Consider the following 26,308-nt stretch of genomic DNA (forward strand, 5'->3'; position numbering starts at 1 on the left):
TTAAACGGTATCACATGAAGCATACATTCTATCCATATATTATACTGTTGACGTTGGTAAGCACATTCAGTGCTTGCCGCGTTGGCCGTAACTATCAACAACCTGAAGCGCCGCTTCCTGCAGCGTTTACAGGTAATGCAACCACCGATAGTAGCATCGCTACCATTAGTTGGAAGCAGTTTTTCCAAGACCCTTTGTTACAACAGCTTATCGACTCTACCATATCGAATAATTTGGATTTGAAGATAGCGTTGCAAAGGATTGAAGCATCCGAAGCATATGTAAAGCAAGCGAGAGCGGCCTTTCTTCCTTCGGTTAACGCCCAAATTACAGGATCTACTTCATTCCCTTCGAAACATAGCTTGAATGGGTTGAGCTTGGAAAACTTTCTTAAAACAAACCACATAGAGGATTATAATCTCAGTCTTGGCGCTTCATGGGAAGCAGACATTTGGGGCAAAATCCGCAGGCAAAAAGAGGCGGCAATTGCCCAGTACTTGCAAACCTATGAAGGCGCGAGGGCTGTACAAACAGCGCTGGTGGCTGATGTAGCGAATGGTTATATTAACTTGCTAATGTTGGATGCACAACTACGCATAGCCAATCGCAACGTAGCCCTCAGCGACACGATTGTGCAAATGATGAATTTGCAAAAAACGAGCGGTGAAGTAACGGAATTAGCCGTACAACAAGCCGTATCACAAAAACAATCCGCGGCCAAATTGGTGCCACAGTTAGAACAAGCCATCGCCATCCAGCAGAACGCGATCAAATTGTTAGGGGCGCAATTACCAGGAGAAGTAGTAAGAATTGGAGACATCAACGAGTTTACACCATGGGAAGCTTTGCATACCGGGGTACCGGCTGCTTTATTGCAATACAGGCCCGATGTGAAAGCCGCCGAACAACGCTTGGTAGCCGCCAATGCGCAAGTAGGTGTAGCGCAAGCTAATTTATACCCATCGCTAAGTATTACAGCGAATGGTGGTTTAAATGCTTTTAAGGCTAGTCAATGGTTTACACTCCCAGGTTCTCTCTTTGCTACTGCCGCGGGAAGTATTACCCAGCCTATCTTCCAACGCAGGCAATTAAAAACCCAAGTGGAAGTTGCTACAACGCAACGCGAAGAAGCAGTGTTTGCATTTCGTCAAAGCGTATTAACAGCTGTGCACGAAGTTAGTAACAACCTTGTAAGTATCGATAAACTGAAATCGCAAGAACAGATTGCTATCGATCAACAACAAGTTACCCATGCTGCTGTAAACAACGCACAATTGTTGTTTAAAAGTGGTATGGCAAACTACTTAGAAGTAATAACAGCGCAGTCGAATGCCTTGCAAGCAGAGTTAAGTTTGGCGGATATTCACCGTCAACAACTACAAGCAGTAGCGAATTTGTACCGCTCTTTGGGTGGAGGTACACAATAATTGAATTCTTTTTATGTTGATTGATACCCGCTAAAAACCGCAACCGGCCTATATTTGGGCCGGTTGTTTTTTTATGTACAAGAAATATTTTTCTAAAAACATGAAATTTTTTTTTGAATAATGATTCATTTTTCTACTTTTGCCGCGGAGAAATGGCAGAGCGGTCGATTGCGGCAGTCTTGAAAACTGTTGACTGTAACAGGTCCGGGGGTTCGAATCCCTCTTTCTCCGCTGAAGAAAAAGGGAGATATCAAGTAATTGATGTCTCCCTTTTTTTGTGCTCATTACTTATGTAAAACAGGTGGTTATTATCGTGATGGAGTAATATAATAGGGAGAAATTATCTGCTCTATAGAGCGTTACTTTAGCCGGTTATATACAAAACGGGCCAAGAACTGTATATAACAATTCTTGGCCCGTTTTGGCCTGCTTTATCGACGATTTTATGCTATTCCAACGGCTTACCTGTTCCTTCTAAAATATAAGGTAACAAACTCCCCTCAATAAACTGGTTCCAACCCTTTGTACAAACATCATAACACTCCATCGCAGGCTGTAATCCTATGTGTGTAAAGGTTAACCTAGTCTTCCCATTTTCAGGATGAATATCGAAGATGTTTTCTGTGCCAATCCACTCCTCCTGGTCTTTTAAGAAAGGTAAATGGCAATCGGTAATGCGCCATTCAATTCGCTTGAAGGGAACTGCTGCAGATACAGTACGTGTAGAAAAGTGATCATTGCCAAAGCCAACGCTAAATTCGTCACCAACATCTTTTGATGTGCCTTTCACATGTGTCGACCACCATTGGTCTACTTCGGTAATGGCTTGGTATACAGAAGCAGGTGCACGATCTACAAGGAAGCTAATACTGTAATCTTGTGATGACTGTGAATCGCGTTTCATTTTCTCCGCACTATCAATAGATGCCTGGTAAGGATTCGGTTTCCCTTTGCCGGTTGTAATCAAGTTTTTCAAACTGCCACGAATGTAATTTGTCCAAGCATCGGTACAAATATCATAGCATTCTTCGGTAGGTACTAACCCAATATGCGTAAACACCAATTCAGTTTGATCACCCTTTGAAGCAATCTCGAAACTGATTTTTGTATTCGTCCATTCTGCATGGTCGCGCGTGAAGTTGAAATAGTTCGCTTCTACTAGCCACACTACTTTCTCGTTCGGAATAAATTCAATGATCTTCATCCGGCTACGGTGAACATCTTGGTAATGGTAGTTAAATACTTCCCCTAAGGCACCTGTTTTGCCTTCCACCTGTTCCGACCACCACCCGCGAACATTGTTAACGGCATTAAAAACTTCCCCCGCCGACTGTGGTACTAGAAAGGAAATCGTGAAATCTTGCGTTTTCATAATTGTTGTAGTTTATTGAATTTGCTGGACGTATATGTATCTAAGTTGCCGGGGATAAATAGCTGTAAGCATAAGCATGGGCTGTTTGCACCTTACAAAACTACAACCACGCAACAACTTCCAGGGTGGGTGATATAGACCTTCTAGTGGGTTGATTTGGACATTAACAAACCGTATATTTACAGTAAACACCATACATGAAACATCTAACGATTGTGGTTCCAAACGGGGAAAATAACCTCAGCAGCATCGTAGGTGCTTACAAGATATTTTCACGTGCAAACGCATATTGGAAAGAACACCATGGCAAGGCGCTTTTTAAGATTGAACTAGCCGGCACCAGGCCCACAAACGACTACTATGGTGGCCTTTTCAGCGTACGACCTCATACTACAATTGCCCAAGTGAAGCATACCGACTTGGTGATTGTTCCCTCCCTCAACCACGCATTTGATACTGCCCTAACACATAATGAAGAGATCGTAGATTGGCTAGCAAAGCAATATAAAAATGGGGCCGAAATAGCCAGTATTTGTACCGGGGCCTTCTTATTAGCTGCCGCGGGTATTTTAGATGGGAAATCATGCTCAACGCACTGGGCAGCTACCGAAGCATTTAAGCAACGGTTCCCCCAAGTAAACGTACAATCTGATAAATTAATCACAGAGGAAAACGGTATTTATACGAATGGTGGAGCCTATTCGTTCCTTAACCTAGTCGTGTACTTAGTTGAAAAGTATTTCGACCGGGAAGTGGCTATTTTTTGTTCGAAAGTGTTTCAAATCGAAATAGATCGACATAGCCAATCGCCCTTTATGATTTTCAAAGGGCAGAAAGAGCACGGCGATGAAATGGTGAAGGCAGCGCAATTGTACATTGAAGAAAGGATGGCAGAGAAGATTTCTTTTGAACAGCTATCGGCTAAATTTGCCATTGGTCGCCGAAATTTCGATCGAAGGTTTATTAAAGCTACTGGTAATACACCGCTCGAGTACTTTCAACGGTTAAAGATTGAAGCAGCCAAACGTGCCTTTGAAACTACGCGCAAAAATATTCATGAAGTGATGTACGAGGTGGGCTATATAGATTTAAAAGCTTTTAGGGAAGTGTTTAGGAAAATCACAGGCATGTCGCCACTTGAATACCGGAATAGGTATAACAAAGAAGCTTTGCTCGACCACTAGGCCAAGTACTACAAATGCCTGGTAAAAGTAATAAGTCATCCTACTCAACACTGGGCTTATTTCTAAGTGAAATAATCTAGTTAATTTTAAGTATTAGGAGGATGCATATGAAGAAAATAGGTTTTTTATCGTTTGGACATTGGGCCAATCATCCTGCTTACAGTACGCGCACTGCAAGTGATACTTTGCTACAATCTATTGATTTGGCCGTTGCGGCGGAAGAACTAGGTTTAGATGGTGCTTATTTTAGGGTGCATCACTTTGCAGCCCAATTAGCATCGCCTTTTCCTTTATTGTCTGCTATTGGTGCTAAAACAAGTAAAATAGAGATTGGTACAGGCGTGATTGATATGCGGTATGAAAATCCACTGTACATGGTGGAAGATGCAGGAGCCGCTGATTTAATATCGGGAGGCAGATTACAATTAGGTATTAGTAGAGGTTCACCAGAACAAGTAATTGACGGTTGGCGCTACTTTGGATACGAACCTGCCGAAGGTGAAACCGATGCCGACATGGGCCGTCGTAAAGCATTGGAGTTCTTAGACAAGTTAAATGGTGTTGGCTTTGCACAACCCAATCCAAACCCCATGTTTCCAAATCCCCCGGGATTATTGCGCGTAGAACCCTATGCGCAAGGTTTACGTGAGCGTATTTGGTGGGGAGCAGGCACCAATGCTACTGCTGTATGGGCCGCCGAAAATGGCATGTATTTACAGAGCTCCACCCTAAAAATGGATGAAAGCGGTAAGCCATTCCACGTACAACAAGCGGAACAAATTAGGCAGTACAAAGAGGCGTGGAAAAAAGCAGGACACCAACGCGAACCAAGGGTGTCTGTTAGCCGATCTATATTCGCCTTAGTATCTGAACAAGATTTCTATTATTTTGGAAAAGACGGTAACAAGGGCGATCAAATTGGTATGATTGAACCCGGGAAGCGCGCCATTTTCGGAAGAAGCTATGCCGCGGAACCGGGTAAACTTGTAGCGCAATTAGCCCAAGATGAAGCCATCCAAGAAGCAGATACCATCTTGCTAACCATTCCCAATACGCTAGGCGTGGCATACAATGTGCATATTTTAGAGGCCATTTTAAAACACATTGCACCGGGATTAGGCTGGCGTTAAGTTTTACAAACTATTCAAATAGTGATAGCAGGAACCAAGCAATATGGCTTGGTTCCTTTTTTATTTACAACCGTTCTTGTACAGGCTGCTGAATATTTTTTATCTTGTTTACTCTTTACAAATTGCCCAGGTGCAATTCCCATACAGTGTGAACTATTCATGTCAACCAATTTATATACCATGCGACGATCCATTTTGCTAACAATTATTAGCTGCTGCACTTTATCCGCCAAAGCACAAATGCCACCTATTTCCCAAGACAGTATTGTTGTTTATTTCGACGAGATAAAAGCCGCCTCTCAAAAAAGCATGCAACTTTGGGGAAAAGAAGTATATGGCCCCATGCTACTTGTTGATCCTAGCACGCGTACAGTGTATGCCAATGAACCCGATTCAGCAGGCTTATTAAAGCAACAAGGAGCCATTTATACGGGGATATTGCCCAAGGATGTTAATATTTCCAATACAGCTATGAATTGGAGTGGAAAAAGATGGGCCACCATTATGCTACCTCTTCCAAAGGATAAACAGCAACGTGTAAATTTACTTGCACACGAGTCGTTCCACCGGTTACAGCCAGCCTTAGGTTTCGCGCTCAATAGCCCAGAAAATAATCACCTCGATCAAAAGGAAGGAAGAATATACTTACGCCTAGAACTAGCTGCTCTAGGCAAAGCCTTACAGGCTTCCAACGGTAAAGAGGTAAAAACACACCTCACCCATGCTCTTATTTTTAGAAAATACCGCTATGCTATATATGATAAAGCGGCCGGCACTGAAAACTCCCTAGAGCTAAATGAAGGCATAGCGGAGTTTACAGGCGCTATTGTAACGGGTAGAACGAAAGCCGAAGCAACGGCGTACTTTCTTAACGGGATCAATAAGTTCTTACAAAACCCAACATTCGTTCGCTCATTTGCTTATAATACAACCCCTATTTACGGGTATATCCTCTATCAAAAGAACAATAACTGGCAAAAGCAAATCACGGCAAATACAGACTTAACCAGTTTCTTTATCAAAGCATTTGGCATCAACATCCCGGCGAATGTTCAAGCTGCCGCCACACGGGTGGCCAACAATTATAATGGTAGCGCAATTGTACAACAAGAAGCAGAAAGGGAAATAAACATCCAACAATTAATTGCCGAATACAAACGCAAATTCATACAAGAGCCACATGTTGACATAAAGTTTGTGCAAATGAATGTCTCCTTCGATCCAAGAAACATTATGCCTTTAGAAGATAAAGGCACGGTTTACCCCAACGCTCGCATCACCGATGTGTGGGGTATATTAACGGTTGAGAACGGCGCCTTGATGAGCCCCAATTGGGATAAAATTACCGTTACCCAGCCTACAAAAATGGATGGGAATAAAGTAACAGGTGATGGATGGACCCTTGAATTAACCGGGGGCTACCAGGTAACTAAAGATGAAGCCACCGGGCATTTTAAACTTATAAAACAGTAACTAAAAAAAAGACGATCATATATAGATGATCGTCTTTTTTATTATTTCGTACTGAATAACTGTATCGTAAAATCTAGCAATTTACTATTCCCATATTCACCGTGGCCGGGAACAACCACTTTTACTTGTGGATAAGCAGCTTTTACTTTCTCTACTGTACCAGGCCATGCTGCTACATTGGCATCTCCTAAAAAGCCTTTTCCGGCGTCTATTTCTTTAATGAGGCAACCGCCAAATAATACTTTTTCACTAGGGAAATACCCCACAACGTTATCCCTTGTATGCCCCTCTCCAAAGAATTTGGCCACAATATGCTCTTTGCCCACAGGCAGTGCCAAGGAATCTGTAAAGCTGTTTTGTGGTACTGTAAAGTTCCTTTCTTGTGCTAGGGCAATTGTTTTGTAATTGGCGTAGGAAGGTATATTGTGACTGTGGAAGGCTTGTAAGCCACCTAAACAGTCGCTGTGGAAGTGTGTAGGTATGATCGCATTCACTTTAAAATGCTGCGTGTCTTGCAACCATTTTAGTAAAAGTTCAGTGCCTTTGTCGTTTGTAGGTGTGTCGAAGATGATGGCTTCTTTGTTATTGCTTACAATAAGCCCATTACATGGTACATTCCCGAAATCATCGGTTTGTAAGTAAGAGGTATGTTGGTAAGTATGAGGGGTAATTTGAGTGATGATTAACTCATCCGACTTGAATACTACTTTGGGTTTGAATGATGCTTTTCGTTGTGCGTTTGCTTGAAATAAGTTCATGCAAAGCAAACAGATGCATAGGGCTGTGATGATTCTCATATTGAACGGTTGTTTAAATTGGGTTTGATGGAAAGGCGAGCTAAAGTTTCCTAGCGAGCACTTCGCTTTCCATGGTCGTTAAAATTAACGAAATTGCAAGAGATTTAATTGTTGCATATCCTGTAAATTACAGGGTAGATATAAATGAGCGAATGTAAATGCAGTCTATTATTATAAAACCTAAGCACCCGGTACTACAGCAGTACGTACAATACTTCTTGTTTTTCAAAAAGCAGGATGCTACGTTTTTACAATACGTTACCTTTCCTAATAACAACCTATGCCTCGCCATTTATAAGGAAAACCATGTACAATACGAACATCAGTCTGTTCATAACGATTGTACAATCACCCAAGGCCGCAAAAGTTTTACTAGTAAACTATATGGTTTTCACAAGAAGCCGTTTACAGTGGAAATTAGTAGTATGCTCGACCAAGTTTGTATTGTTTTTTACCCTGCCGCTTTAAAAGCATTTACAGCAGAACAGTATAATAATTTGATGGCCTTAAGTAAGGTAGAAGATATCTTCTCGTTGAAGGATCATGCACTGATAGAAAGAATATTTGAGGAAGATGCTTTCCCAAAACGGGCAGCTATTTTAGAAGATCTACTTTTACAGAACCTAAACGATAATATCCCGGCTACATTAAAAGCAGCTTTGCACGTAATTGAAACCGGTCAACTGGATGAGCTATCGGTGGATTTACTGGCGAAAAAACTCCATGTAAGCGTTTCTTCCCTATTCAGGTTGTTTACCAATTACATCGGGCAAAGTCCTAAAGCATACCTCAAAACTGTACGTTTCCGCCAAACGCTACACGAGTTATTGCACAAACAGCAACGCCTTACCCATATTGCTTACGATCACCAGTATTACGACCAAGCTCATTTTATCAACGATTTCAAAGCGTTCGCTGGGTATACGCCCAAACAACTCGTCAATAAAGTTTCGATCCAACAGGACGACCTTGCATGGATTTACAATAAGCCTTAAAAGTTGGTCGATTTTTACAATTCTCCCTTCAGGGGATCAACTTTCTTTGCGTATAAAAACAGTTTATCGTGAAGCGTGTTATTTTCATTTTTATCTTACCACTATTGGCTTGGGCAACCAATGCAAGCTGCCAACAAACGGATATAAAGGATTCCCTACCAACCTTTACCTACCAACAAATGTTGGAAGACTACGATACGCTGGTATCCAATATTAAACAAGTAAGCCCCATCATCTACTATAACAAAGAAGTACGGGGCATCGATTTCGAACAACACGCGCGTACGCTACGCTCGCTTATCACCCCGCAAACCACCACGGGCAATTTCCTTCAAATAGTGGCCAAAACGCTTCGTGCAGCACAAGATGGGCATACCGGTAGGCTAGGTACTTGGCAACTCGATATCATGAAAAAATACTGGATTCCCGATGGTCATGTACCCGGTATCGATAGTGCAGATACAGAAAATGCCTATAAGTACGCCGCCTATTTTAAGCAACTAGAACAAACAAAACTCGACCTGAACCTCGTGTATACAAATGGAGAATACTACAATTTGCTGCCATTTATCTACAAAGGCAAACAGTATCCTGCGGCCATGCGCCTCGCACGTTGCAATGGTGTAGCCATTCATGCGTATGTTGCCTCGTTAGTGGAAACAGTATCGCCGTTACGATGGGATAGAAAACAGAACAGGGTATATGAAGAAACCTTCTATATGCATCCCAGCAATTTCCGCAATAATACCCTACAGCTAGAATTTGTACATCACAACAATAAAGTTGAGCAGCTCAATATAACGACGAAGGATACCCTCATTTTTTCACAAAAAAGTAATGGGAAGTATGGTTATAATAGTTCTTCCGATTCCTTGGTTATACACTATTTCGAGCAACAAGGTATCTTTTATGTAAAGCTCCCTATGATGATCCAAGAGATGGGCGATACCATAAAGCAAGCGCTTACAACTACCATGAAAGACCATAAAATAAGAGCGGTAGTGGTAGACATTAGGGGCAATGGCGGTGGCAGCGACCTAACATATAGTAAATTCTTGTCGATGATTGTTAAAGCGCCACTCAGGATGAATATCGTTGTAGGTAGGAACTTTAGTCCTTTTATACAAAAGCGTTGGCAAATTAATAGCGATACGATTGCCCGCAGGCCGGCTTATACCTTCAAACCCAATACGCCTACCTTGAAGGAACCGAGTATGTATTTTATCCAGCAATCATACGATTTCGTAGTGCCGGATAGTAATACGTATGCTTTAGATGCGAAGATTTACATTTTACAAGACCGCTTTATTTACTCTTCTGCTAGTAATTTATCGAGCCTCGCCAAGTATAGCGATCAACTGGTTAGTATTGGCCAAACGCCCGATTTGCTAGGCGGGTTGCAAGCCGATCCTATTGTGATGATGTTACCACATAGTAAAATCATTTTTAGGGTAGAGCCACAAGTAGATTTCACGGGAATTGAGAAGATAGACGACCTATTCCAGAATAATGTAGAGCATTATGTACCGTACACCATTGAACAATTGTACTTACGGGTAACAACGAAGGAGGATGTAAATGGGAAACAATATTTACTACAACACGATCCATTATTTAAGAAGGTATTAGCTTTAGAAAAGAAGCCGTAAATAAAAAGTGCGGGGTGTAGAAGAAAATATGCTACACCCCGCACTTTTATATAATCAATATAATTATTTCAACTTAGATAATGCTTCCGAGTTTCTCAATAATGCTACATACTGGAAATACTGGGTAGTGTTAGTACCTGCTGCCGGTAGAATGTTATCGCCAAACAACCTGGATTTCATGCTTATTATTTCCTGTGAAGCATGGTAAGGAGTGTTCTTCGCGTTGATATTGAAAAGGGTAATCGAATTAGGCTGACTGGCTTCTTTCAAGTTATTAATACCTTTTACCACCATTAGCGGCCCATCGGCATTCGCCCATTTGATTTTTTCATCGGGCGGCGTAGGGATTTGCGGGTTTTTAGGTAGGTACATATAGCTGTCTATCGTATGACTAACAATACTAATAGTTTTGAAGCCGGCCTTTTTAAGATGCGTTGCTAGCGGTGTGGCTAAAGCAGGAACAGGCTGTTGCAAAGTATGGAAGTAGCCGAAGAGGCCGTAGAACTTCTCGTTCGCCAAACCTAATTGCTGGATGTACTGCTGGAAGTTAAGGAACATAGCCGAATCGCGGGGAATAGTACGATCCTTATCATCAAAACCTTTATCAATACCGAGTACGGTAATTTTCATTGAATCGGCTAAACCGTTGTTGTAATCATAAATAGCATCCCATTTCTCCAACAATTCCTGGCTCGATTGCTGGGGAATTCTTTTGCTGATATTAACGACTACATCTTTCAATATGGCCAAATTTTTTGGCGAACTGCGCAAAAAGGTGTTCAATTCCTTCGCGGTAGTGCTATCCATTTCAGCAATGTAATACTTGATGCCTAGCTTTTTATGCAAATAAGTTAACAAGTTTTTATCCAACGTTTGGTTACCGGCAAATCCATGGATTTCGCCTAGTAGGATTACCTGCGATTGGTAGAACGCCTCGTCAAAAACCTTCCCATCTACACTGTCTTTTACTACTGCCGAGTGGGATGCTAAATACTGGACGGTGTCCTTTTTAGTGCCTCCTACGAAAAGCTTGTTGCTGATGTACAAATAAATGGTGGGGATTAAGATGATACTTAATAATACAATCAGCGCGATTTTAAGGATTTTGAAAAACTTCTTCATGATTTTGTTGTATGATAGGGATATGAACTTGGCAAAAATACAAGACTCTTTATTATTTACCTTGTAAAAACGGAACATGATTTTACCGTTTTATGTGCCAAAAGGTATCTTCTTCTCCCAGTAAAGTCCCCTTTGTAAAGAAAGAAGAGGGGGTATTGGCTGCCAAGTTTTTGTACGTTTTATTGAAATGTGATTGGTCGTTATAATTGAATGCATGCGCTAGCGATGTGAAAGATGCCCCGGGGTTGTCGAATAATTTGTTGTTGATTGTTTTCCTAAACACCACAATTTCATGCAACTTTTTGACGGCAATGCCCATATGGGATTGAAAAAGTCGATTTAAGTGCTGGCGACTAATACTAAGATGTTTAGCCAAACCCTCCACTGTAAATGTTTCGTAATGGTCGAAAATATAGGCTAATGCTGCTGTAATAATGGGTTGCTGTACGCGTTGGTATCGTTTGAGGAGATAGTTATCCAATAGGCCAACTAGTACCTCTTTATTGGTAGTGGCAAATAAGGCATTTACTTCTTCTAATTGAAAGAAAGATTGATCATACAAATACGCCGAGTAGCAAATGTTTTGGAAGAATTGCTGTACCCCGAAAGGATGGAATACAATAACAATCCTATTCAAAGGCCCGCTTTGCTTTACTTGCAATACTTTCGTGCGGATAGGGGAATAAATCTGGTAGGGGCTGGCTGCCTCGTCGTAGGTCATTACGTTATTATTCTTGGGAAGATGCGATTTGTAGATAGAAATAGTGCTATTGAAATGGGGGAAGCATTGGTATTCCAAGTAGTTGTTAGCGGGTTTTACATCTAAGTAGTAATAATCCACGTATTGTGCAATAAGGGGGGCTTGGGGTTTGAAAGTGATAAATAAATCCTTCATTTCTCTGCTGCAAATTGTGGTATAAAGATACAACTAATTGCAAATTAGGATGATGGCTGCTATACCTATACAAAAACACAGGTAGGTGATTGCTTTCCAAATATGCCGTAGACTACCTTGAAAAATTAGAACTACTTGATTCTCAATTACAATATATTTTATCGCATTTTAAGCCGTTTCTATAGCCTAGGGTGGCTTTTGGAGGGAGTGGTTGGGTGGATGTGTAAAAGCTCAAAAATGCGGTTGTTTTGATCTTTTTTTGACATTGTGAACTGGTGTGTGCATGGATCTTTTATGCCAATATTATTAGGACAATATCCTGAATTTTGCAAAAGCATTGCTAATCAACTAATTACTATGCCAAGCCTTTACGAAGCCTTTGAAGACCCTTTGACTTCCCTTTGACGACCCTTTGAAAAGCCTTTGAAATGCCTTTGACTCCCCTTTGAAAGACTTTAACCTGCCTTTAAAAGACTTTGACAAGACTTATAGAAAAGCTACCCAATATATCCAACATATATGGGGAATATATCTCCATATAGCAACTACGCGGTTTTACCATTGAAAGAACATTAAACTAACATTGGAAGATATTATAATTCCCTTTTGGAAGACCCTCTTAAAAGCAATTTCTATTTCGTATTTAACCCCAGGCATCCTTCATTGCGACAAAATTCCCGCAAGCACGCCTTTTCTTGAAAATAAATTTTGCGAAACCAATTGGTTGCGCGTATATTTGCAACCGAATGGTTTCATAACGATAACAAGTTTACATGAGAAGAGATATTTTCCAAGCCATTGCCGACCCTACTCGCAGGGCCATTATTGCACTGATCGCCGTGCAGGCAATGACGCCCAACGCGATCGCCGAACATTTTGATACCACGCGCCAAGCGGTTTCTAAACACTTGAAGATTTTGTCGGAATGCGATTTGATTAAACAGGAACAGCAAGGTCGTGAAATCTATTACTTACTAGAGATTGAAAAAATGAAAGAAATAGATAAATGGCTGGAGCAATTCAGAAAAATATGGGAAACCCGCTTCGAACAGCTCGACCAGTTATTAGCCACGCTTAAAAAAAACAAGTAACATGAAACACAATTTGCAGTTCGACTTCGTCGCTGATAAGAAAAACAATACGCTCACCATTACACGTGAATTCGCGGCCGACCGCGACCTAGTTTGGGATTGTTACACCAAAAGTGAATTGTTAGACCAATGGTTCGCCCCGAAACCATTCACGACGAAAACAAAATCAATGGAATTCCGAGAAGGCGGTCATTGGCATTATGCCATGGTAGACCCTAATGGCGCCGAATACTGGGGTTGGACTGATTACCTCAAAATTCAACCCAAAGATTATTATACATCTATCGACGGTTTTTGCGATGAGGCCGGTACAATCAACCCTGCTTTGCCGAGGGCCGATTGGCAGGTTACTTTTTCCGATAAAGGAGAACATGCGGTTGTAAATACCGTGGTAACCTATAAATCGTTAGCCGATTTAGAAACTGTTATCAACATGGGCATGCAAGAAGGCTTAACCCTTACCTTAGAAAAACTCGACGAATTATTAAACACCCTAAAGAAATAAAATATGTCAGCACAAATCACCGTAACATCTACGATCAACGCCGATAATCAAAAAGTGTGGAATTACTATACACAACCGGAACACATTACGCAATGGAATTTCGCCGATCCATCATGGCAATGCCCTAGCGCATCCAACGATATGCGTGTAGGTGGTAAATACAGTGCCCGCATGGAAGCAAAAGACGGCAGCTTTGGATTCGATTTTGAAGCTACCTACAATGCTATTACCCCCGGCGAAAGCTTTACATACACCATGCCGAATGGCCGTGCTGCTACTGTAGCTTTTACAGCGAATGGCGCACAAACCGATGTAGCTGTTAGCTTTGATCCAGAAGATGAAAACTCGTTAGATATGCAAAAGGCCGGTTGGCAAGCAATTCTGGATAATTTCAAGCAATATACGGAAGCGAACTAATGGTAGATGCTTAGTAAAGCCTTGTAAAAATATGTTTTCAATAAACAAAAACGCACCGTGACAGCCACGATGCGTTTTTGTTTTATAAACAGGATTTGATTCGTTTTGGTTGTCTTTCAGCACCTGCAATACATTGGTTTCACAATTAAATGTATGGCCATTGTTGTAGCGATCAAACAACACATCCAACCTTGTACAAAGTTGGATGAATAGGTATCAAATCATATTGTTTTAAACATCAATTTTTTTGACTTTTTGTTTCACTTGGATTAAAGCCAAAATGGTTTTTGTATAACCTTGAAAAGTGAGAAATGTTTTCATACCCCACCTCGTAGCATACTTCCGCAATCGACAAACGCGAGGCTGTAAATAGTTCCTTCGCTTTGTTCAACCGTTTTTCCTGTATCCATTTGGCTTGTGTTGTTTTGAAAAGGGTATAAAATTCTCGCCTAAAAGTAGATAAGCTACGACCCGACATAAAAGCCAAATCGGCCATATCGCAAGGTTTGTAATAGTTTTCCTCTACAACATGGATTATATCGGATTTAACGGTTTGATTAATTTCTACTAATTGCAATAAGAATTGGTGGTTGAGTTGTGATAAATCGTATAGCAACTCTAATATCTTCATCCTAAACAAGCCTTTATCTACTTCGAAATTGTCGATAAAGTAAGGCTTCAAGGAAGTGAGGAATGTTTGTAAGCGATCGCCATAGGGATGTACGATTACTTCTGGAAGGGTAGGCGTATGGGGTACAGGTACTATGTTAACTTGTTTGATGAAATCGAGGAGGATTTCTTTCTTCAAGTTGAAGGAAACGCTTTCGTAGATATAATCATTGTTAGGATCGCCCATTTTCTTGAATTCTACATAGCTGGCTTTCTTCATTAAAATCATCTCGCCCTTATTCACCGTATGCCATTGATTGCCCAATTTAATTTCATGGGTACCATCTACTACAAACAGTAAGAAATGTTCCTTTAAATAGCCGTTTTTTAAATAAGGCTCTTTATGAACAAGCCTACAAATTTCCGTTGTAGCAACGTCTTCCGATGATAAAATTTTATGATAGTTAGGATATGTTTTACCTGTGCCGGTCGTTTTAAGAACATTCATTGTGTACTAATATTATTATGTAATCGCTGCTGTACAATCGTTAGGTGTATCATGGTGAGCTGGTGCCTGGTAAAGGGGATGTAATAAATACAAGGGCAAAATTACAACTTTAGGGCTTAGAAAAGTCCACTGTAAAAGAACGAGGAGTGGGGGTGGAAATAGGGTGTAAAGGTAGGCTACCCGGGGATTTTTTCTTCCAGTACTACGTTACCGGCTTTGTCGTAATAAGTGCAAGTCATGCCCTCCAAACTTACCACCCATTTTTCAACACCTGTTTCTGCGCAATGTTGGCAGAAGGTATAGTAATCGCTACCGCCTTCTTGGTGAAGCTTGAGGTAGGCTTGGAATTGTAGGGGTTGAGCAGTGTTGGAGATAGATAAATCGGCATACATGGGGCCGGATGAAATGCTGAAGTCGTTCGCGGCGAAGTAATCGGTATGACTATCCTTTACCCATGTTTCGTACCCCGCAACGCCGAGTGCTTTAATGGCATGGATATACGCTGGGAAATCGGCACCGGATTCCACTTTGCTATGGGCTATTTTAATTTGATCGATGGAGAACATATGGCTTGATTTTATGCACTACCCCAAGCATTCGAAAATTGCATGGGGTAGTTGATGAACATATGTTGTAAATGTACGTATTAATTAATCCCGCGCCACCATTCTTTGAATACTTGCGTATTGGAATGCAGGTCTACCACTTCCCCGATCATGGGGGTAGCCAGCTTGTAGTTGTGCGATTTTGCGTGTTGGGCAATTAAGTTCAATGGCTCATCCCAAGGGTGCCTCGCTAACGTAAATTTCGAGTGATGTACAGTAATAAGCTGCTTTGTTTTCAAATCCAAGGTAGCTTGTGCCACTTCTTCCGGTAGGTTGTGTACCGATTGCCATGCTTTATTATATTGACCATTCTCTAATATCACCCAATCAATAGGTCCGAATTTCTCCCCAATTTGCTTAAACCTACCATCGTATCCACCATCTCCGCTAATGTAAATCTTCTGGGTAGGTGTTTCCAATAGAAACGACAACCATAAGCTGGTACCGCGCGAAAAGCCACGGCCACTTTCGTGGTGAGTTGATAAAGTGTGGAGGGTAATATCATGCGCGATGGCTACCTCTTCATCCCAATCCTTCTCAATAATTTGTTTCGGTTCGTACCCCCAGTATTCAAAATGTTCACCTACCCCTAAACCACAAACTACTTGCTTCACTTTCGATTGCAATGCTTTGATGGTTTCATAATCCAGGTGATCGTAATGGTCGTGCGAAATCAATAAATAATCAATCGTTGGAAAATCTTCCGGTTGATATACATTACTACCCTTAAAGGCTTTAATACCCCAAGGTAATGGGCTGGCTTTACCACTAAAAGCAGGATCTACCAATATTCTTTTGCCATTCACTTGTAAGTAAACGGAAGAATGGCCAAACCATACTAATACATTACTATCCAACGGCAGCGCCTTCAAATCTGTTTTTACAGAAGGTAAGCTATCTGTAGGCGCTGTGCGTGGATATTTTTTAAAAAGAGAATTGTAAATCTCTTTACTCATGCTATAGCCCGGTGTAATGGTGGGCTTGGGTACGAGGTTATTAAATCGACCATTCGCGTAATGCGGCGATTGTTTTATTCTTTCGAGTCTTGCTCCAGACGGTTTCTTCCCAAATTGTGGTGTTTGCATATAACAAGCTATAATTACGACAGGTAGAAATATGATGATCGCGATCACCAACAAAACACGCTTCAAGCGTTTGCTGTTAATTCTCATGAAGTTTGTAAATAATAAAGTTTGTAGTAAGGTAGACGAACGTCGAAAAGGGATATTGTATACAAGTGAAAATTATTTTTCTTCGGTTAAAGAATTGTAAGGTGTGCCGTATTGTTTTCCCAGTTTGGTTCCATTGTTAGTGAATTTATACTGCAAAGCTCGTTGTAAAGGGAATAACCTGCTTTGTTGAAACGTTCTATGTTGTTTTGTTAAAAAGTCCAATTTTTCCACAATATCCAGTGGCACACTTTATGTAACAGTAAAAAGTAATGGTAAGTTTGGAGCAAATAACAGACCCGGTTGCAATTGCAAAATCTGCCAAGCTGCGCTATGTGAAGCCCGGTACGCCTGGCTATAAGCGCATACGCAAAGGGAAAGACTTTGTTTATTTGGATACGAATAACAAACCCATAAAGGACGAAGCCATACTTTTACGCATTAAACGGTTGGTGTTGCCGCCAGCTTGGGAAGAAGTGTGGATTTCTGCCCACGAAAATGGACATTTACAAGCCACGGGAATCGATACTAAAGGCCGTAAACAATACCGCTACCACGATAATTGGGCGGCTGCACGCAATGAAACCAAGTACTTCCGGCTTTTACAATTCGGACAGTTTTTACCCCGTATACGCGGGCGAATAAAGCAAGATTTAGCATTAACTTCCTTGCAAAAGAATAAAGTAATAGCCATAGCGCTTTCCGTTATGGAGGAAACATTTATCCGGGTAGGTAACCAAGTATACGAAAAGCTGTACGGTTCACATGGCCTCACCACCTTGCGCAATAAACATGTGCAAATAACAGGTGGTAAAGCATTTTTTCAATTCAAAGGAAAGAAAGGTGTTGAACACAAAATAGAACTCCGCGATGCCACCTTAGCCAAACTATTGAAAAAAGTAAAAGACATTCCCGGCCAAACATTATTCCAGTATTACGACGAGAACGGGGAACATAAAGGATTAGACTCTGGTGAATTAAACGATTACATCAAAGATTGTTGCGCCGACCAGGAGTTCACGTGTAAAGACTTTCGCACATGGGCCGGTTCGGTGAATGCATTTAATTTATTGGCAGATACGGAGCCCTTTGAAAACATCACCGCCTGTAAGAAGAACATCGTAACCGTAATAGACGAAGTGGCGAAAAAATTGGGTAATACGCGGGCAGTATGCAAGAAGTACTACATACATCCTTTACTGTTCGATACCTATGAAGCGGGCACTTTAGCACCCTGGCTAAAGAAGTTAAAGGCACAACGAAATAAAGCCACGAATAATGGGTTGTGTGCCGATGAGAAACTATTGTTATCCTTCCTACAGCAGCAACATTCATCCACAACTGCATAAAGAATGCAGCCAACGCCCGTAAATTCAAGCTGAACCCTGTTTATTCATCAAAAAAAACTCCATGAAAAAGCACATCGTTATGTTAGCCATGGCTGCTATTGTATGCAGCATGATGAACCTTACAACAAATTCTACCCAAGCGAAAGCAATTGCTGCTAAAGGTTATTTCATCAACATGACCGGCCCTAGTTCAGTATCACTATCCAGTTTTGCGCTTGTAACTTACAGCAGCAATGTAACTACCTGGCCAGATGATGCACAATGGGTGATCATGAAAGATGGTGTAGCCGTGTATCGTACACCTGCGAACCCACCATCTGGCGGTGTTGCCACGCACGATTTCTTTTCAAGTGATTTCGGCACTGCAACCGGCTATGCTACTGTTTTCTTAGTGGGAACGTATGATGGATACGGTTTGATTGTAGGCAGTAAATCGGTGAATATTATCCCGTAAATTTTTGTAAAGCCTTCACCCATGTGGAGGCTTTATTTTTTGTTGATGATAATCAACCGGTTCGTTCTTATAACAGTACATTTCCCTTTGTTTTCGGGCATTTCTTTACTTTTCTCCGACTCTTCTCCGACATTTTCTTACTCAAACCCAGTATTTACAAGGGTGAAGTAAGGCTTTTGTCGACATTTTGTCGACATTTTCCTTGTTTTACCCCCATTTTGTCGATGTTCAGTAAGCTTTTTGTGCACGATTAGTAAAGTGAAACCAAGCTTACTTACGGTTTCTACATGGCATAATCCGGCATTTTCCGGCATAAAGCGGCACAATCCGGCACAATCCGGCATAAAGCGGCATAAAGCGGCATAAAGCGGTTATTTCCGGCATAAAGCGGTTAAAAGCGGCAGAAACCGGCACGGCATTTTTTTGAGTGGTTGGGAGGATGTAATTTCAGGATGTGATGACAAGCAAGCAATATTGCAAGTTCTTTGACAGGTTGGTTTGAATTTAAAGCACCGCAGTACGCCTTCTACCGGTGGCGCGTATCTTCCATATAATTGTTTCCTGTTTTATTCCCGGTTAGCCCAATTCACCTCTTCATCATCCAAAATCATTATCATGAAAACGAGTATTTCTGTCGTTAGCCTATTTATACTGTTTGTACTAAGTAGTTGTACAAAACAAGAGCAACCTTCCACTGTTGAAGCCTCTATTGCGCCTACAAGTAAAGCGCGTACATGCATACAAGAAGCGTTGTTACAACAAATTAAAAAAGACCCGGTTTGGCTGAAACGCTATACTGCCATTGAAAATTTTCAGCCTCAACAAGCTAGTGCTAAAATTTACCTGCCTACAGATACTATCTTCATGTATGTGCAAGTAAACATATGCTACAACAATGGCCCTTCCAATATCACAGATGCACAAGTAATATCGCAAATCGGCAGCTTGAATGCCGATTATAATGGTACCAATCCAGAGTTTATTCCCGATGATTTAACCATTTACAACCCTTTAAAAGCTAAGGCGCTCATTAAATGCATCCTGTTGCCTATTAAGCGCAGATTAGTGACTACCAGTTCATGGACGACTGCCAACTTAATGAAAACTGCTGCCTCGGGTATTGCGCCTACTCGACCCGATTCTGTTTTGAATATTTGGGTGGTGAATAATTTAAGCGGCGGGTTATTAGCTTATACTCAATTGCCTGGTGGCCCGGTAGCCACCGAAGGTATTGTAATAATCGACGAAGCATTCGGCACAATTGGTTCTGTAGTGGCGCCTTTCAATAAAGGTCGCACATTAATCCACGAAATGGGGCATTGGTTGAACTTAAAACATATTTGGGGTGATGCACCTTGTGGTAATGATTTTTGTGGCGATACACCCTTGCATAATACCGCCAATTACGGGGTGCCTATCTACCCGCATTATAGCACCTGTACAGGTACGCCTATTGAGATGACACAAAACTTTATGGATCTCGTAGACGATGTAGCCATGTACATGTTTACACCTAACCAAGTTAGTCGTATGCGTGCCACTTTTGGCCCTGGTGGCTTTAGAGAAGCATATGGTTTTTAACGCTGCAATAACCGGGAAACCAGGGAACTAAAAAATCCCGCCAAGCATATAAGCCGGGCGGGATGAATAAAAATGTTTTGCAGGAAATAATTAAGGTGTAACGTATACGTACAAAGATGCAATGGTATTACCATTTTCATCTACAATCCATACGTACTGTGAACCTAGTAAAGTACCAAACACCGAACCATCTACGGTTAATGTTTCCGTACCACTTGCATCGGGGAATGCCATGAACTGCTCGTTTCTTAAAGGATCACCAAATATCCATACAGACGACAATGGGTTTGTTGGTAAACCATAAGCTGTAAATGAATAGTTGCCACCAGATTTACTTACCGTGGTAGGGCCCGTTAAGTACGCGAAGAAGTTGGCTTGTTTTGATACCGGTAAAGGTTTTGTTGTTGAGGCAGTGGCGGGTTGAACACTCATAAAGATAGCCACTAATGCTGCGCATAAAAAGAGAACGTTCTTTTTCATCTGCGAATCGGGTTTAAATGGACAATATTTAATCTTATCACACTCAATTTAACGAATACTTTTCACCAAGAAAAGTGATGTGAATAAGTTGTTTTACCTGTTCATTACATCCAATTCATCCACAAAAAGCCACAACTATTTCTTAAAATAACATATATGTACAACTCTCAAATGTAGCACAAGTAAGCATCTTAAAGGAATATGCAGAACTGCATTCGAAACGCAGCCAAAAAATCAACATCTCATTATTTCATTTAAATTTACTCCCGTAAACCCAACACTCATTTCATACCTGCTCTCTCCTGGTTAAACTATTTAGGTAATTGTATGAGTAACCCAAAATCTGTACGAAAATGAAATATTTATCAATCATTCTAGTCCTCGGTGGAACACTATTGTTTGCTTCCTGCGATAAGAGCGCTAAACCTGAACCACGTGTAGACGGTATCGAACCCGTTGCTATAACACAGCGTAATTGTGGTTCTATGACCGTTTTGAACGACCAATTGCGTAACGATCCTAACATGGCTTCACGCATGAGCGCGATTGAATCACTCACGCGCAAAGTATCTGCTAACCCAGCAATGCTTCGCTTATTGCCAAATGGTTCTATCGAAATTCCTGTAGTTGTAAACGTATTGTATAGAACGGCTACAGAAAATATTTCTTTAGCTCAAATTCAATCTCAAATCGATGTTTTAAACGAAGATTTCAATGCCACTAACCCAGAAATTCCACCTTCTCCTTTCACTTCTTTGAAAGCAAACGTGGGTATTTCTTTCTCGTTGAAAGCAGTTGTTCGTAAATCTACTACTAAAACTAGCTGGGGTACGAATAACCAAATGAAAAGCACTACTACAGGTGGTATTAACGCAACTACACCCGATTCAGTATTGAATATTTGGGTAGTAGGTGCTATGACCGGCGGCGTTATCGGCTATGCACAATTCCCTGGCGGCGCTTCTGCTACCGATGGCGTTGTAATTGCACAAAACTGCTTCGGTCGTGTTGGTACAGCTGCGGCTCCTTTTGGGAAAGGTAGAACAGCTACACACGAAGTTGGTCACTGGTTAAACTTACGTCACATCTGGGGCGATGCTACTTGTGGTAACGACTTCTGTGGTGATACGCCAACACACAATGCTGCTAACTTCGGTTGTCCAACACATCCGCATTTGAGCACTTGTGCCGGTACACCAATTGAAATGACAATGAACTATATGGACTATAGCGACGATGCTTGTTTGTATATGTTCACACCAGACCAAAGAACAAGAATGTTAGCTACATTCTTAACTGGTGGAGGTCGTACATTGTTCGCTCTCTAGTCGCGGTGTAAAAGCCGGGAGAGAGTTTTTTCGATTGTGTGAAAGTTCTTTTGCAATACAACCTGGGACGCGTTATTTTTACAATAATAGCTTCTTAGGTTTATGTGGAAAGAAACGTATTATTTGTCGCAATATAAAGCCCAATCACCGCTCGCACAGCAAGCCATTGATATATTATCGGTATACCTGTATCCTATCGATGTATTTACCTTGCGCGATGCCATGATGCAAATACAATCCATCGAACAGTTGGAGGTAAATGCCTTGTTGGATCATTTGGAAAGTGCGAAGTTGGGTACCTTCACTGTATCAGGGAACTTTATGTTGCAGCCGGCACTTAGCTTTTTGTTATTTCCACAAAACATTCAGCACGAAACCTATCAAAAGATCATACAAAGGCCCGGGCAACGCACCCCAAGCTTTTACAGCTCCGGCGCTATACTACAAACGATTCAACAATTACTGATAGCTTACTTTATTGGTGATCAACAATTATTATCGCCACCCGTTCGTAGGGTAGAAAGCGAGTTGGCACAATATGCCCCATACTTATTTTACTTGCTGTACGATAAGCGCTATTACCATTTACTGGAAAGGTTTACGGAAAGCAGCATGGAGGCGATTGTAGAAGTGGGCGTGATGGAGAACTTATTGGCATTGCAACCCTTGAAGGAGATAAGTGCCTTTTTGAAGAAAAGTGAACAATTGGTAAGTGCGCAAGTCAATGCACCTATGTTGATATGGTTGTTGAAAGGCAACTTTTCTCCACTCGAACATCAATTATCGACCAGCGAACCCCAAGCATTCGTACATTTCTTGCAAGGCGTGGTGAAGCTATATAGCGAAGGAGCAGAAGCATCCCAACAAGCCTTCGAGCAAGGGATGAAGTTGCAACGTAAGGCGGATAAAAAATCGTTATTACCGAACCATCCCTTGTTTGCTTTCTATTATGTATATGCATTAACACTGTTACCTGTAGATAAAGTGCAACCGGTATTACAGAAATTGTTATCACCCTTTGAAAAGAAAGTGGCGCCTGTTTTTGTTCCGGCCGTGGCGTTTATCTATTATCACTTTGGAAAGAAAGAGCGCGCAGAGAATTTATTGTTGATACTGGTAGAAAATAATGCTAACCTTGAACAGGCGCATTTGTTGAGTGTATTAGCGTTTTGTTGTTTGCAAACATTTCATCCTAAAAGTAAAGTCTTAAAATTATTCGAATCGTATTTCAAAGTGCTGTTGAAAGAATGTTTCCAGCATGAATATATACTACTGCTATTCGAGGCCTTGTATGCTGCACGTGAAAGTCATGTGTTTGGCGATACAAAGCGCTACGAGCAATTAAAAAGTACCTTACCTTATTTGCCGGCCTTAGCGCGCATGGCTCATGCCCCGGAATGGGAGCGTTTGTTGAATACATTGTTGTTACCTGCCAGCGAACAAAAGCAACAAAAAGCACCTGTAGTTATCAACCGTGTTGCTTATCTGATCGACACAGAAACGTATAAAGTAATAGCCGTGCAACAATCGGCCCTCGGTGAAGGCATGTGGACTAGTGGGAAAACCATTCCGCTACGCAAGCTGAAAGAAGGAAAAGTGGAAGGCATGACGGAACAAGATAAACGCATAGGGCAAGCCGTGATGCGTGAATCGCATTTTTCCGATTTCCAGCGAGAGGGGTACGAGTTTGAAGATACGGTATGGGAAGCACTCGTTGGGCACCCGCATTTATACTTTATGGAATCGCCGCAGATAGGGTTAGAAATTGTAAAAGGTGGAGTGGAATTGATTGTGAATAAAACACCGGCGGGTTTTACATTTACGGCCAACGTGCACGATTATACGAAGCCTATTACCTTGGTGCCAGAAACACCGACGCGGTTCCGCTTAATTCGAATCTCTTCTCAACAGAAGATGTACCTGCAAACGATCTTGCAAATTCCACTCGTTCCCTTCGAAGGAAAGGAGAAATTGCAAGTGGTTTTACAACAGGTAAGTAGCGAAATAACCGTTCATTCCGATGTTGAGAATTCGTCGCAAGTATTTGAACAACGTGAAAGTGATAGCCGGGTTTGGATACAGCTTGTGCCTGTAGGCGATGTATTGCGTGCTACTTTGTACGTGAAGCCATTTGGGAAGTACCCGCCGTATTGTAAGCCGGGCTTAGGAGCTACCAACGTTATGAGTATTATCAATAATGTTCGGTGCCAGGCAGCGCGGGATTTGGAAAAAGAAACAAGTAATTACCAGCAATTATTAGAACTGTTGCAATCTAATATTCAGCAAGAGATTGACGACGATAACATTGTGTTTGAAGACCCGGCAGACTGTTTACACTTGTTGGAAATAATTCACCTGCATCCGCAATTAGTTGTAGCAGAATGGCCCGATGGTGAAAGGTTTAAGTTGCGCAGCCAAGTGGGCTTTACAAGTATGCGCTTGTCGTTGAAGGTGGTTGATCATTGGTTTGAGTGTAAGGGTGATGTGAAGATTGATGAACAACTCATGCTGTCATTGCAAGAAATGCTCGACCTCGTAAAGGTGCGTAAAGATAAATTCGTACTATTAAGTACAGGTGAATACATTGTTCTTACGAACGAATTTCGTAAACGCTTACTTGAGTTGGGGAGTATTGTGTATAAGGATAAGAACGGGGTGCGTTTACCGCAGCTTGCCGCGCACATGGTAGCTGATATGATTGATGGTGCCGGTGATGTGAAAGTAGATCCTGCTTGGTACTCGATCATGCAGCAGCGGGAGCAATTGGCAGCCTTACCTATTGAAGTACCCAATACCTTGGAAACCACGTTACGGCCTTACCAAGAAGAAGGTTTTCGTTGGATGGTACGCTTGTCGGAATTGGGCGCCGGTGCCTGCTTGGCAGATGATATGGGACTAGGTAAAACTGTGCAAACGATCGCTTTGTTGTTACACCGTGCAAAATTGGGTGCTAGCTTAGTGGTTTGTCCTGCTTCAGTGTTGCCAAATTGGTTACAAGAGTTACAGCGCTTTGCACCCACGCTGAATGTGATACAATTCAATAGTAGCGAACCGTATACGGCTTTTTCGCCGTTCGATGTAGTGGTAACTACTTACAACCTCATGCAAACCAACGATGAACAATTTGCGCAAATCCAATGGAGCAATGCAGTACTAGATGAAGCGCATACCATCAAAAACTATCAAACCAAAACCTCCAAGGCGGCCATGAACCTCCAGGCCGATTTCAAACTGATACTTACAGGTACACCTATTCAAAACCATGTTGGCGAAATATGGAACCTGTTTAACTTCATTAATCCCGGTTTATTGGGAACATTAAAGCACTTCCACGAGAACTTCGCCATGCCTATGTCTAAGTTCCCAATGGGCGCCGTGAAGGATCATTTAAGGAAGCTAATTTCACCTTACATGCTACGCAGAACGAAGGTGGCAGTTATGGAAGAATTACCGGGTAAAACCGAGATCGAGAAAGTAGTGATGTTGTCGCGCGAAGAGAGGGCGTTTTATGAAGGTATTCGTCGCAGGGCAGTAGAGCAAATCAAATTGTCGGCCCAACAAAAGAACCGCTTACACTTGCAAACATTGGCCGAAATTAACCGTTTACGCATGGCGGCTTGTAATCCCAAGCTGCTCGATGAACAAGTAGATATTGATTCTACCAAAATGCGTATCTTATTAGAGATCGTAGAAGAATTAATCCCTAACCGCCACCGTGCCTTAATATTTAGCCAGTTTGTAAAACATCTTGCATTGGTGAAGAAAGCCCTCGATAGCCTAGGTATCCCGTATCTCTATCTCGACGGTAGCACGCCAATAGCTGAACGAGGCGAACTAGTACAACGATTCCAAGGAGGAGAAGCCCCCTTGTTCTTAATTAGCTTAAAAGCAGGCGGACAAGGCCTGAATTTAACCGCCGCAGATTTTGTTATTCACCTCGACCCATGGTGGAACCCCGCCATTGAAGAGCAAGCCTCGGACCGTGCTTACCGCATTGGGCAAACACGTCCTGTAACTGTATACAGGTTGGTAGCCAAAGATACCATCGAAGAAAAGATTATGCAATTACACGTGAATAAACGCGACATTGCCGACCACCTGTTAGCCGGTAGCGACCAGGCGGCGAAATTATCTTCCGACGAGTTATTGGATTTAATTAGTTTGTAAA

The 26,308-nt window shown here is 41.7% G+C and carries 22 protein-coding genes and 1 tRNA gene; 15 read left to right on the forward strand and 8 right to left on the reverse strand.

The genetic code is table 11. The annotated features are described in order from the left end of the window. The first annotated feature begins 14 nt into the window (after window positions 1–14). Together LX64_RS20160 and LX64_RS20165 are read left to right on the forward strand one after the other, a co-directional pair. Complete coding sequence (locus tag LX64_RS20160; RefSeq protein WP_111599504.1) at window positions 15–1,427, forward strand: efflux transporter outer membrane subunit; 1,413 nt, start codon at window positions 15–17, stop codon at window positions 1,425–1,427. A 146-nt stretch (window positions 1,428–1,573) separates the two neighbouring features. Beyond that, window positions 1,574–1,658, forward strand: a tRNA-Ser gene (locus tag LX64_RS20165). 217 nt (window positions 1,659–1,875) lie between these two features. On the opposite strand, the gene LX64_RS20170 is transcribed toward LX64_RS20165, so the two are convergent. After that, entirely contained in the window at window positions 1,876–2,799 is a 924-nt protein-coding gene (locus LX64_RS20170; RefSeq protein ID WP_111599505.1) for an SRPBCC family protein, read from the reverse strand. A 197-nt stretch (window positions 2,800–2,996) separates the two neighbouring features. On the opposite strand from LX64_RS20170, the gene LX64_RS20175 reads away from it, so the two are divergent. The 3 genes from LX64_RS20175 (at window position 2,997) to LX64_RS20185 (ending at window position 6,586) form a co-directional block, all read left to right on the forward strand. Continuing rightward, window positions 2,997–3,983, forward strand: coding sequence for a GlxA family transcriptional regulator (locus tag LX64_RS20175; RefSeq protein WP_111599506.1), 987 nt, complete (start codon window positions 2,997–2,999; stop codon window positions 3,981–3,983). A 107-nt stretch (window positions 3,984–4,090) separates the two neighbouring features. After that, complete coding sequence (locus LX64_RS20180) at window positions 4,091–5,113, forward strand: LLM class flavin-dependent oxidoreductase (protein ID WP_111599634.1); 1,023 nt, start codon at window positions 4,091–4,093, stop codon at window positions 5,111–5,113. A 180-nt stretch (window positions 5,114–5,293) separates the two neighbouring features. Further along, window positions 5,294–6,586, forward strand: coding sequence for a hypothetical protein (locus LX64_RS20185; RefSeq protein WP_111599507.1), 1,293 nt, complete (start codon window positions 5,294–5,296; stop codon window positions 6,584–6,586). A 41-nt stretch (window positions 6,587–6,627) separates the two neighbouring features. On the opposite strand, the gene bla is transcribed toward LX64_RS20185, so the two are convergent. Further along, window positions 6,628–7,383, reverse strand: a complete 756-nt coding sequence (gene bla / locus LX64_RS20190) for a subclass B1 metallo-beta-lactamase (RefSeq protein WP_111599508.1) — start codon at window positions 7,381–7,383, stop codon at window positions 6,628–6,630. A gap of 158 nt (window positions 7,384–7,541) precedes the next feature. Between bla and LX64_RS20195 the strand changes: the two genes are divergently transcribed. Further along, window positions 7,542–8,378, forward strand: a complete 837-nt coding sequence (locus tag LX64_RS20195; RefSeq protein ID WP_111599509.1) for a helix-turn-helix domain-containing protein — start codon at window positions 7,542–7,544, stop codon at window positions 8,376–8,378. A 68-nt stretch (window positions 8,379–8,446) separates the two neighbouring features. After that, a complete protein-coding gene (locus tag LX64_RS20200; RefSeq protein WP_111599510.1) occupies window positions 8,447–10,027 on the forward strand; it encodes a S41 family peptidase in 1,581 nt (526 codons plus the stop codon). 63 nt (window positions 10,028–10,090) lie between these two features. On the opposite strand, the gene LX64_RS20205 is transcribed toward LX64_RS20200, so the two are convergent. Together LX64_RS20205 and LX64_RS20210 are read right to left on the reverse strand one after the other, a co-directional pair. Further along, entirely contained in the window at window positions 10,091–11,149 is a 1,059-nt protein-coding gene (locus LX64_RS20205) for a hypothetical protein (protein WP_111599511.1), read from the reverse strand. Between the two features lie 82 nt (window positions 11,150–11,231). Further along, on the reverse strand, window positions 11,232–12,044 hold the full coding sequence (locus tag LX64_RS20210; RefSeq protein WP_111599512.1) for a helix-turn-helix domain-containing protein: 813 nt from the start codon (window positions 12,042–12,044) through the stop codon (window positions 11,232–11,234). Window positions 12,045–12,817: 773 nt separating this feature from the next. Here LX64_RS20210 and LX64_RS20215 point away from each other — a divergent pair. From LX64_RS20215 to LX64_RS20225, 3 genes are read left to right on the forward strand one after another with little or no spacing between them, the layout of a single operon-like run. Then, complete coding sequence (locus LX64_RS20215; RefSeq protein ID WP_111599513.1) at window positions 12,818–13,135, forward strand: ArsR/SmtB family transcription factor; 318 nt, start codon at window positions 12,818–12,820, stop codon at window positions 13,133–13,135. Between the two features lies 1 nt (window position 13,136). Then, on the forward strand, window positions 13,137–13,640 hold the full coding sequence (locus tag LX64_RS20220; protein ID WP_111599514.1) for an SRPBCC family protein: 504 nt from the start codon (window positions 13,137–13,139) through the stop codon (window positions 13,638–13,640). A gap of 3 nt (window positions 13,641–13,643) precedes the next feature. Beyond that, a complete protein-coding gene (locus LX64_RS20225) occupies window positions 13,644–14,057 on the forward strand; it encodes an SRPBCC family protein (RefSeq protein ID WP_111599515.1) in 414 nt (137 codons plus the stop codon). A gap of 238 nt (window positions 14,058–14,295) precedes the next feature. On the opposite strand, the gene LX64_RS20230 is transcribed toward LX64_RS20225, so the two are convergent. The 3 genes from LX64_RS20230 to LX64_RS20240 form a co-directional block, all read right to left on the reverse strand. Further along, window positions 14,296–15,174 (reverse strand): helix-turn-helix domain-containing protein, encoded by an 879-nt coding sequence (locus tag LX64_RS20230; RefSeq protein WP_111599516.1) that lies wholly within the window; start codon window positions 15,172–15,174, stop codon window positions 14,296–14,298. A gap of 176 nt (window positions 15,175–15,350) precedes the next feature. Further along, on the reverse strand, window positions 15,351–15,740 hold the full coding sequence (locus tag LX64_RS20235; protein ID WP_111599517.1) for a DUF1398 domain-containing protein: 390 nt from the start codon (window positions 15,738–15,740) through the stop codon (window positions 15,351–15,353). 80 nt (window positions 15,741–15,820) lie between these two features. Continuing rightward, window positions 15,821–16,951 (reverse strand): MBL fold metallo-hydrolase, encoded by a 1,131-nt coding sequence (locus LX64_RS20240; RefSeq protein ID WP_111599518.1) that lies wholly within the window; start codon window positions 16,949–16,951, stop codon window positions 15,821–15,823. 278 nt (window positions 16,952–17,229) lie between these two features. Here LX64_RS20240 and LX64_RS20245 point away from each other — a divergent pair, with 278 nt between their 5' ends. The 3 genes from LX64_RS20245 (at window position 17,230) to LX64_RS20255 (ending at window position 20,332) form a co-directional block, all read left to right on the forward strand. Beyond that, window positions 17,230–18,297: a DNA topoisomerase IB gene (locus LX64_RS20245; protein ID WP_211324855.1), complete on the forward strand. Its 1,068-nt coding sequence runs from the start codon at window positions 17,230–17,232 to the stop codon at window positions 18,295–18,297. Between the two features lie 61 nt (window positions 18,298–18,358). Continuing rightward, window positions 18,359–18,751: a hypothetical protein gene (locus LX64_RS20250; protein ID WP_111599520.1), complete on the forward strand. Its 393-nt coding sequence runs from the start codon at window positions 18,359–18,361 to the stop codon at window positions 18,749–18,751. 615 nt (window positions 18,752–19,366) lie between these two features. Continuing rightward, a complete protein-coding gene (locus LX64_RS20255; RefSeq protein ID WP_148707403.1) occupies window positions 19,367–20,332 on the forward strand; it encodes a M43 family zinc metalloprotease in 966 nt (321 codons plus the stop codon). A gap of 90 nt (window positions 20,333–20,422) precedes the next feature. Here the strand turns inward: LX64_RS20255 and LX64_RS20260 are convergent, their stop codons facing one another. After that, on the reverse strand, window positions 20,423–20,812 hold the full coding sequence (locus LX64_RS20260) for a hypothetical protein (protein ID WP_111599522.1): 390 nt from the start codon (window positions 20,810–20,812) through the stop codon (window positions 20,423–20,425). Window positions 20,813–21,165: 353 nt separating this feature from the next. Between LX64_RS20260 and LX64_RS20265 the strand changes: the two genes are divergently transcribed. Both LX64_RS20265 and LX64_RS20270 read left to right on the forward strand, forming a co-directional pair. Beyond that, complete coding sequence (locus LX64_RS20265; RefSeq protein WP_111599523.1) at window positions 21,166–22,140, forward strand: zinc metalloprotease; 975 nt, start codon at window positions 21,166–21,168, stop codon at window positions 22,138–22,140. A gap of 102 nt (window positions 22,141–22,242) precedes the next feature. Continuing rightward, on the forward strand, window positions 22,243–26,307 hold the full coding sequence (locus LX64_RS20270) for a DEAD/DEAH box helicase (protein WP_111599524.1): 4,065 nt from the start codon (window positions 22,243–22,245) through the stop codon (window positions 26,305–26,307). Window position 26,308: the final 1 nt, after the last annotated feature.

The sequence above is a fragment of the Chitinophaga skermanii genome, assembly GCF_003259335.1.
Lineage (GTDB): Bacteria > Bacteroidota > Bacteroidia > Chitinophagales > Chitinophagaceae > Chitinophaga > Chitinophaga skermanii.

Excerpts from the sequence above, each read along its gene's own strand:
- LX64_RS20220 (WP_111599514.1), top strand. The coding sequence starts at position 13,137 with ATGAAACACAATTTGCAGTTCGACTTCGTCGCTGATAAGAAAAACAAT.
- LX64_RS20260 (WP_111599522.1), bottom strand. The coding sequence starts at position 20,812 with ATGAAAAAGAACGTTCTCTTTTTATGCGCAGCATTAGTGGCTATCTTT.
- LX64_RS20225 (WP_111599515.1), top strand. The coding sequence starts at position 13,644 with ATGTCAGCACAAATCACCGTAACATCTACGATCAACGCCGATAATCAA.
- LX64_RS20265 (WP_111599523.1), top strand. The coding sequence starts at position 21,166 with ATGAAATATTTATCAATCATTCTAGTCCTCGGTGGAACACTATTGTTT.
- LX64_RS20160 (WP_111599504.1), top strand. The coding sequence starts at position 15 with ATGAAGCATACATTCTATCCATATATTATACTGTTGACGTTGGTAAGC.
- LX64_RS20170 (WP_111599505.1), bottom strand. The coding sequence starts at position 2,799 with ATGAAAACGCAAGATTTCACGATTTCCTTTCTAGTACCACAGTCGGCG.
- LX64_RS20255 (WP_148707403.1), top strand. The coding sequence starts at position 19,367 with ATGAAAACGAGTATTTCTGTCGTTAGCCTATTTATACTGTTTGTACTA.
- LX64_RS20270 (WP_111599524.1), top strand. The coding sequence starts at position 22,243 with ATGTGGAAAGAAACGTATTATTTGTCGCAATATAAAGCCCAATCACCG.
- LX64_RS20205 (WP_111599511.1), bottom strand. The coding sequence starts at position 11,149 with ATGAAGAAGTTTTTCAAAATCCTTAAAATCGCGCTGATTGTATTATTA.
- LX64_RS20240 (WP_111599518.1), bottom strand. The coding sequence starts at position 16,951 with ATGAGAATTAACAGCAAACGCTTGAAGCGTGTTTTGTTGGTGATCGCG.
- LX64_RS20195 (WP_111599509.1), top strand. The coding sequence starts at position 7,542 with ATGCAGTCTATTATTATAAAACCTAAGCACCCGGTACTACAGCAGTAC.
- LX64_RS20215 (WP_111599513.1), top strand. The coding sequence starts at position 12,818 with ATGAGAAGAGATATTTTCCAAGCCATTGCCGACCCTACTCGCAGGGCC.
- LX64_RS20175 (WP_111599506.1), top strand. The coding sequence starts at position 2,997 with ATGAAACATCTAACGATTGTGGTTCCAAACGGGGAAAATAACCTCAGC.
- LX64_RS20230 (WP_111599516.1), bottom strand. The coding sequence starts at position 15,174 with ATGAATGTTCTTAAAACGACCGGCACAGGTAAAACATATCCTAACTAT.
- bla (WP_111599508.1), bottom strand. The coding sequence starts at position 7,383 with ATGAGAATCATCACAGCCCTATGCATCTGTTTGCTTTGCATGAACTTA.
- LX64_RS20210 (WP_111599512.1), bottom strand. The coding sequence starts at position 12,044 with ATGAAGGATTTATTTATCACTTTCAAACCCCAAGCCCCCCTTATTGCA.
- LX64_RS20185 (WP_111599507.1), top strand. The coding sequence starts at position 5,294 with ATGCGACGATCCATTTTGCTAACAATTATTAGCTGCTGCACTTTATCC.
- LX64_RS20235 (WP_111599517.1), bottom strand. The coding sequence starts at position 15,740 with ATGTTCTCCATCGATCAAATTAAAATAGCCCATAGCAAAGTGGAATCC.
- LX64_RS20250 (WP_111599520.1), top strand. The coding sequence starts at position 18,359 with ATGAAAAAGCACATCGTTATGTTAGCCATGGCTGCTATTGTATGCAGC.
- LX64_RS20180 (WP_111599634.1), top strand. The coding sequence starts at position 4,091 with ATGAAGAAAATAGGTTTTTTATCGTTTGGACATTGGGCCAATCATCCT.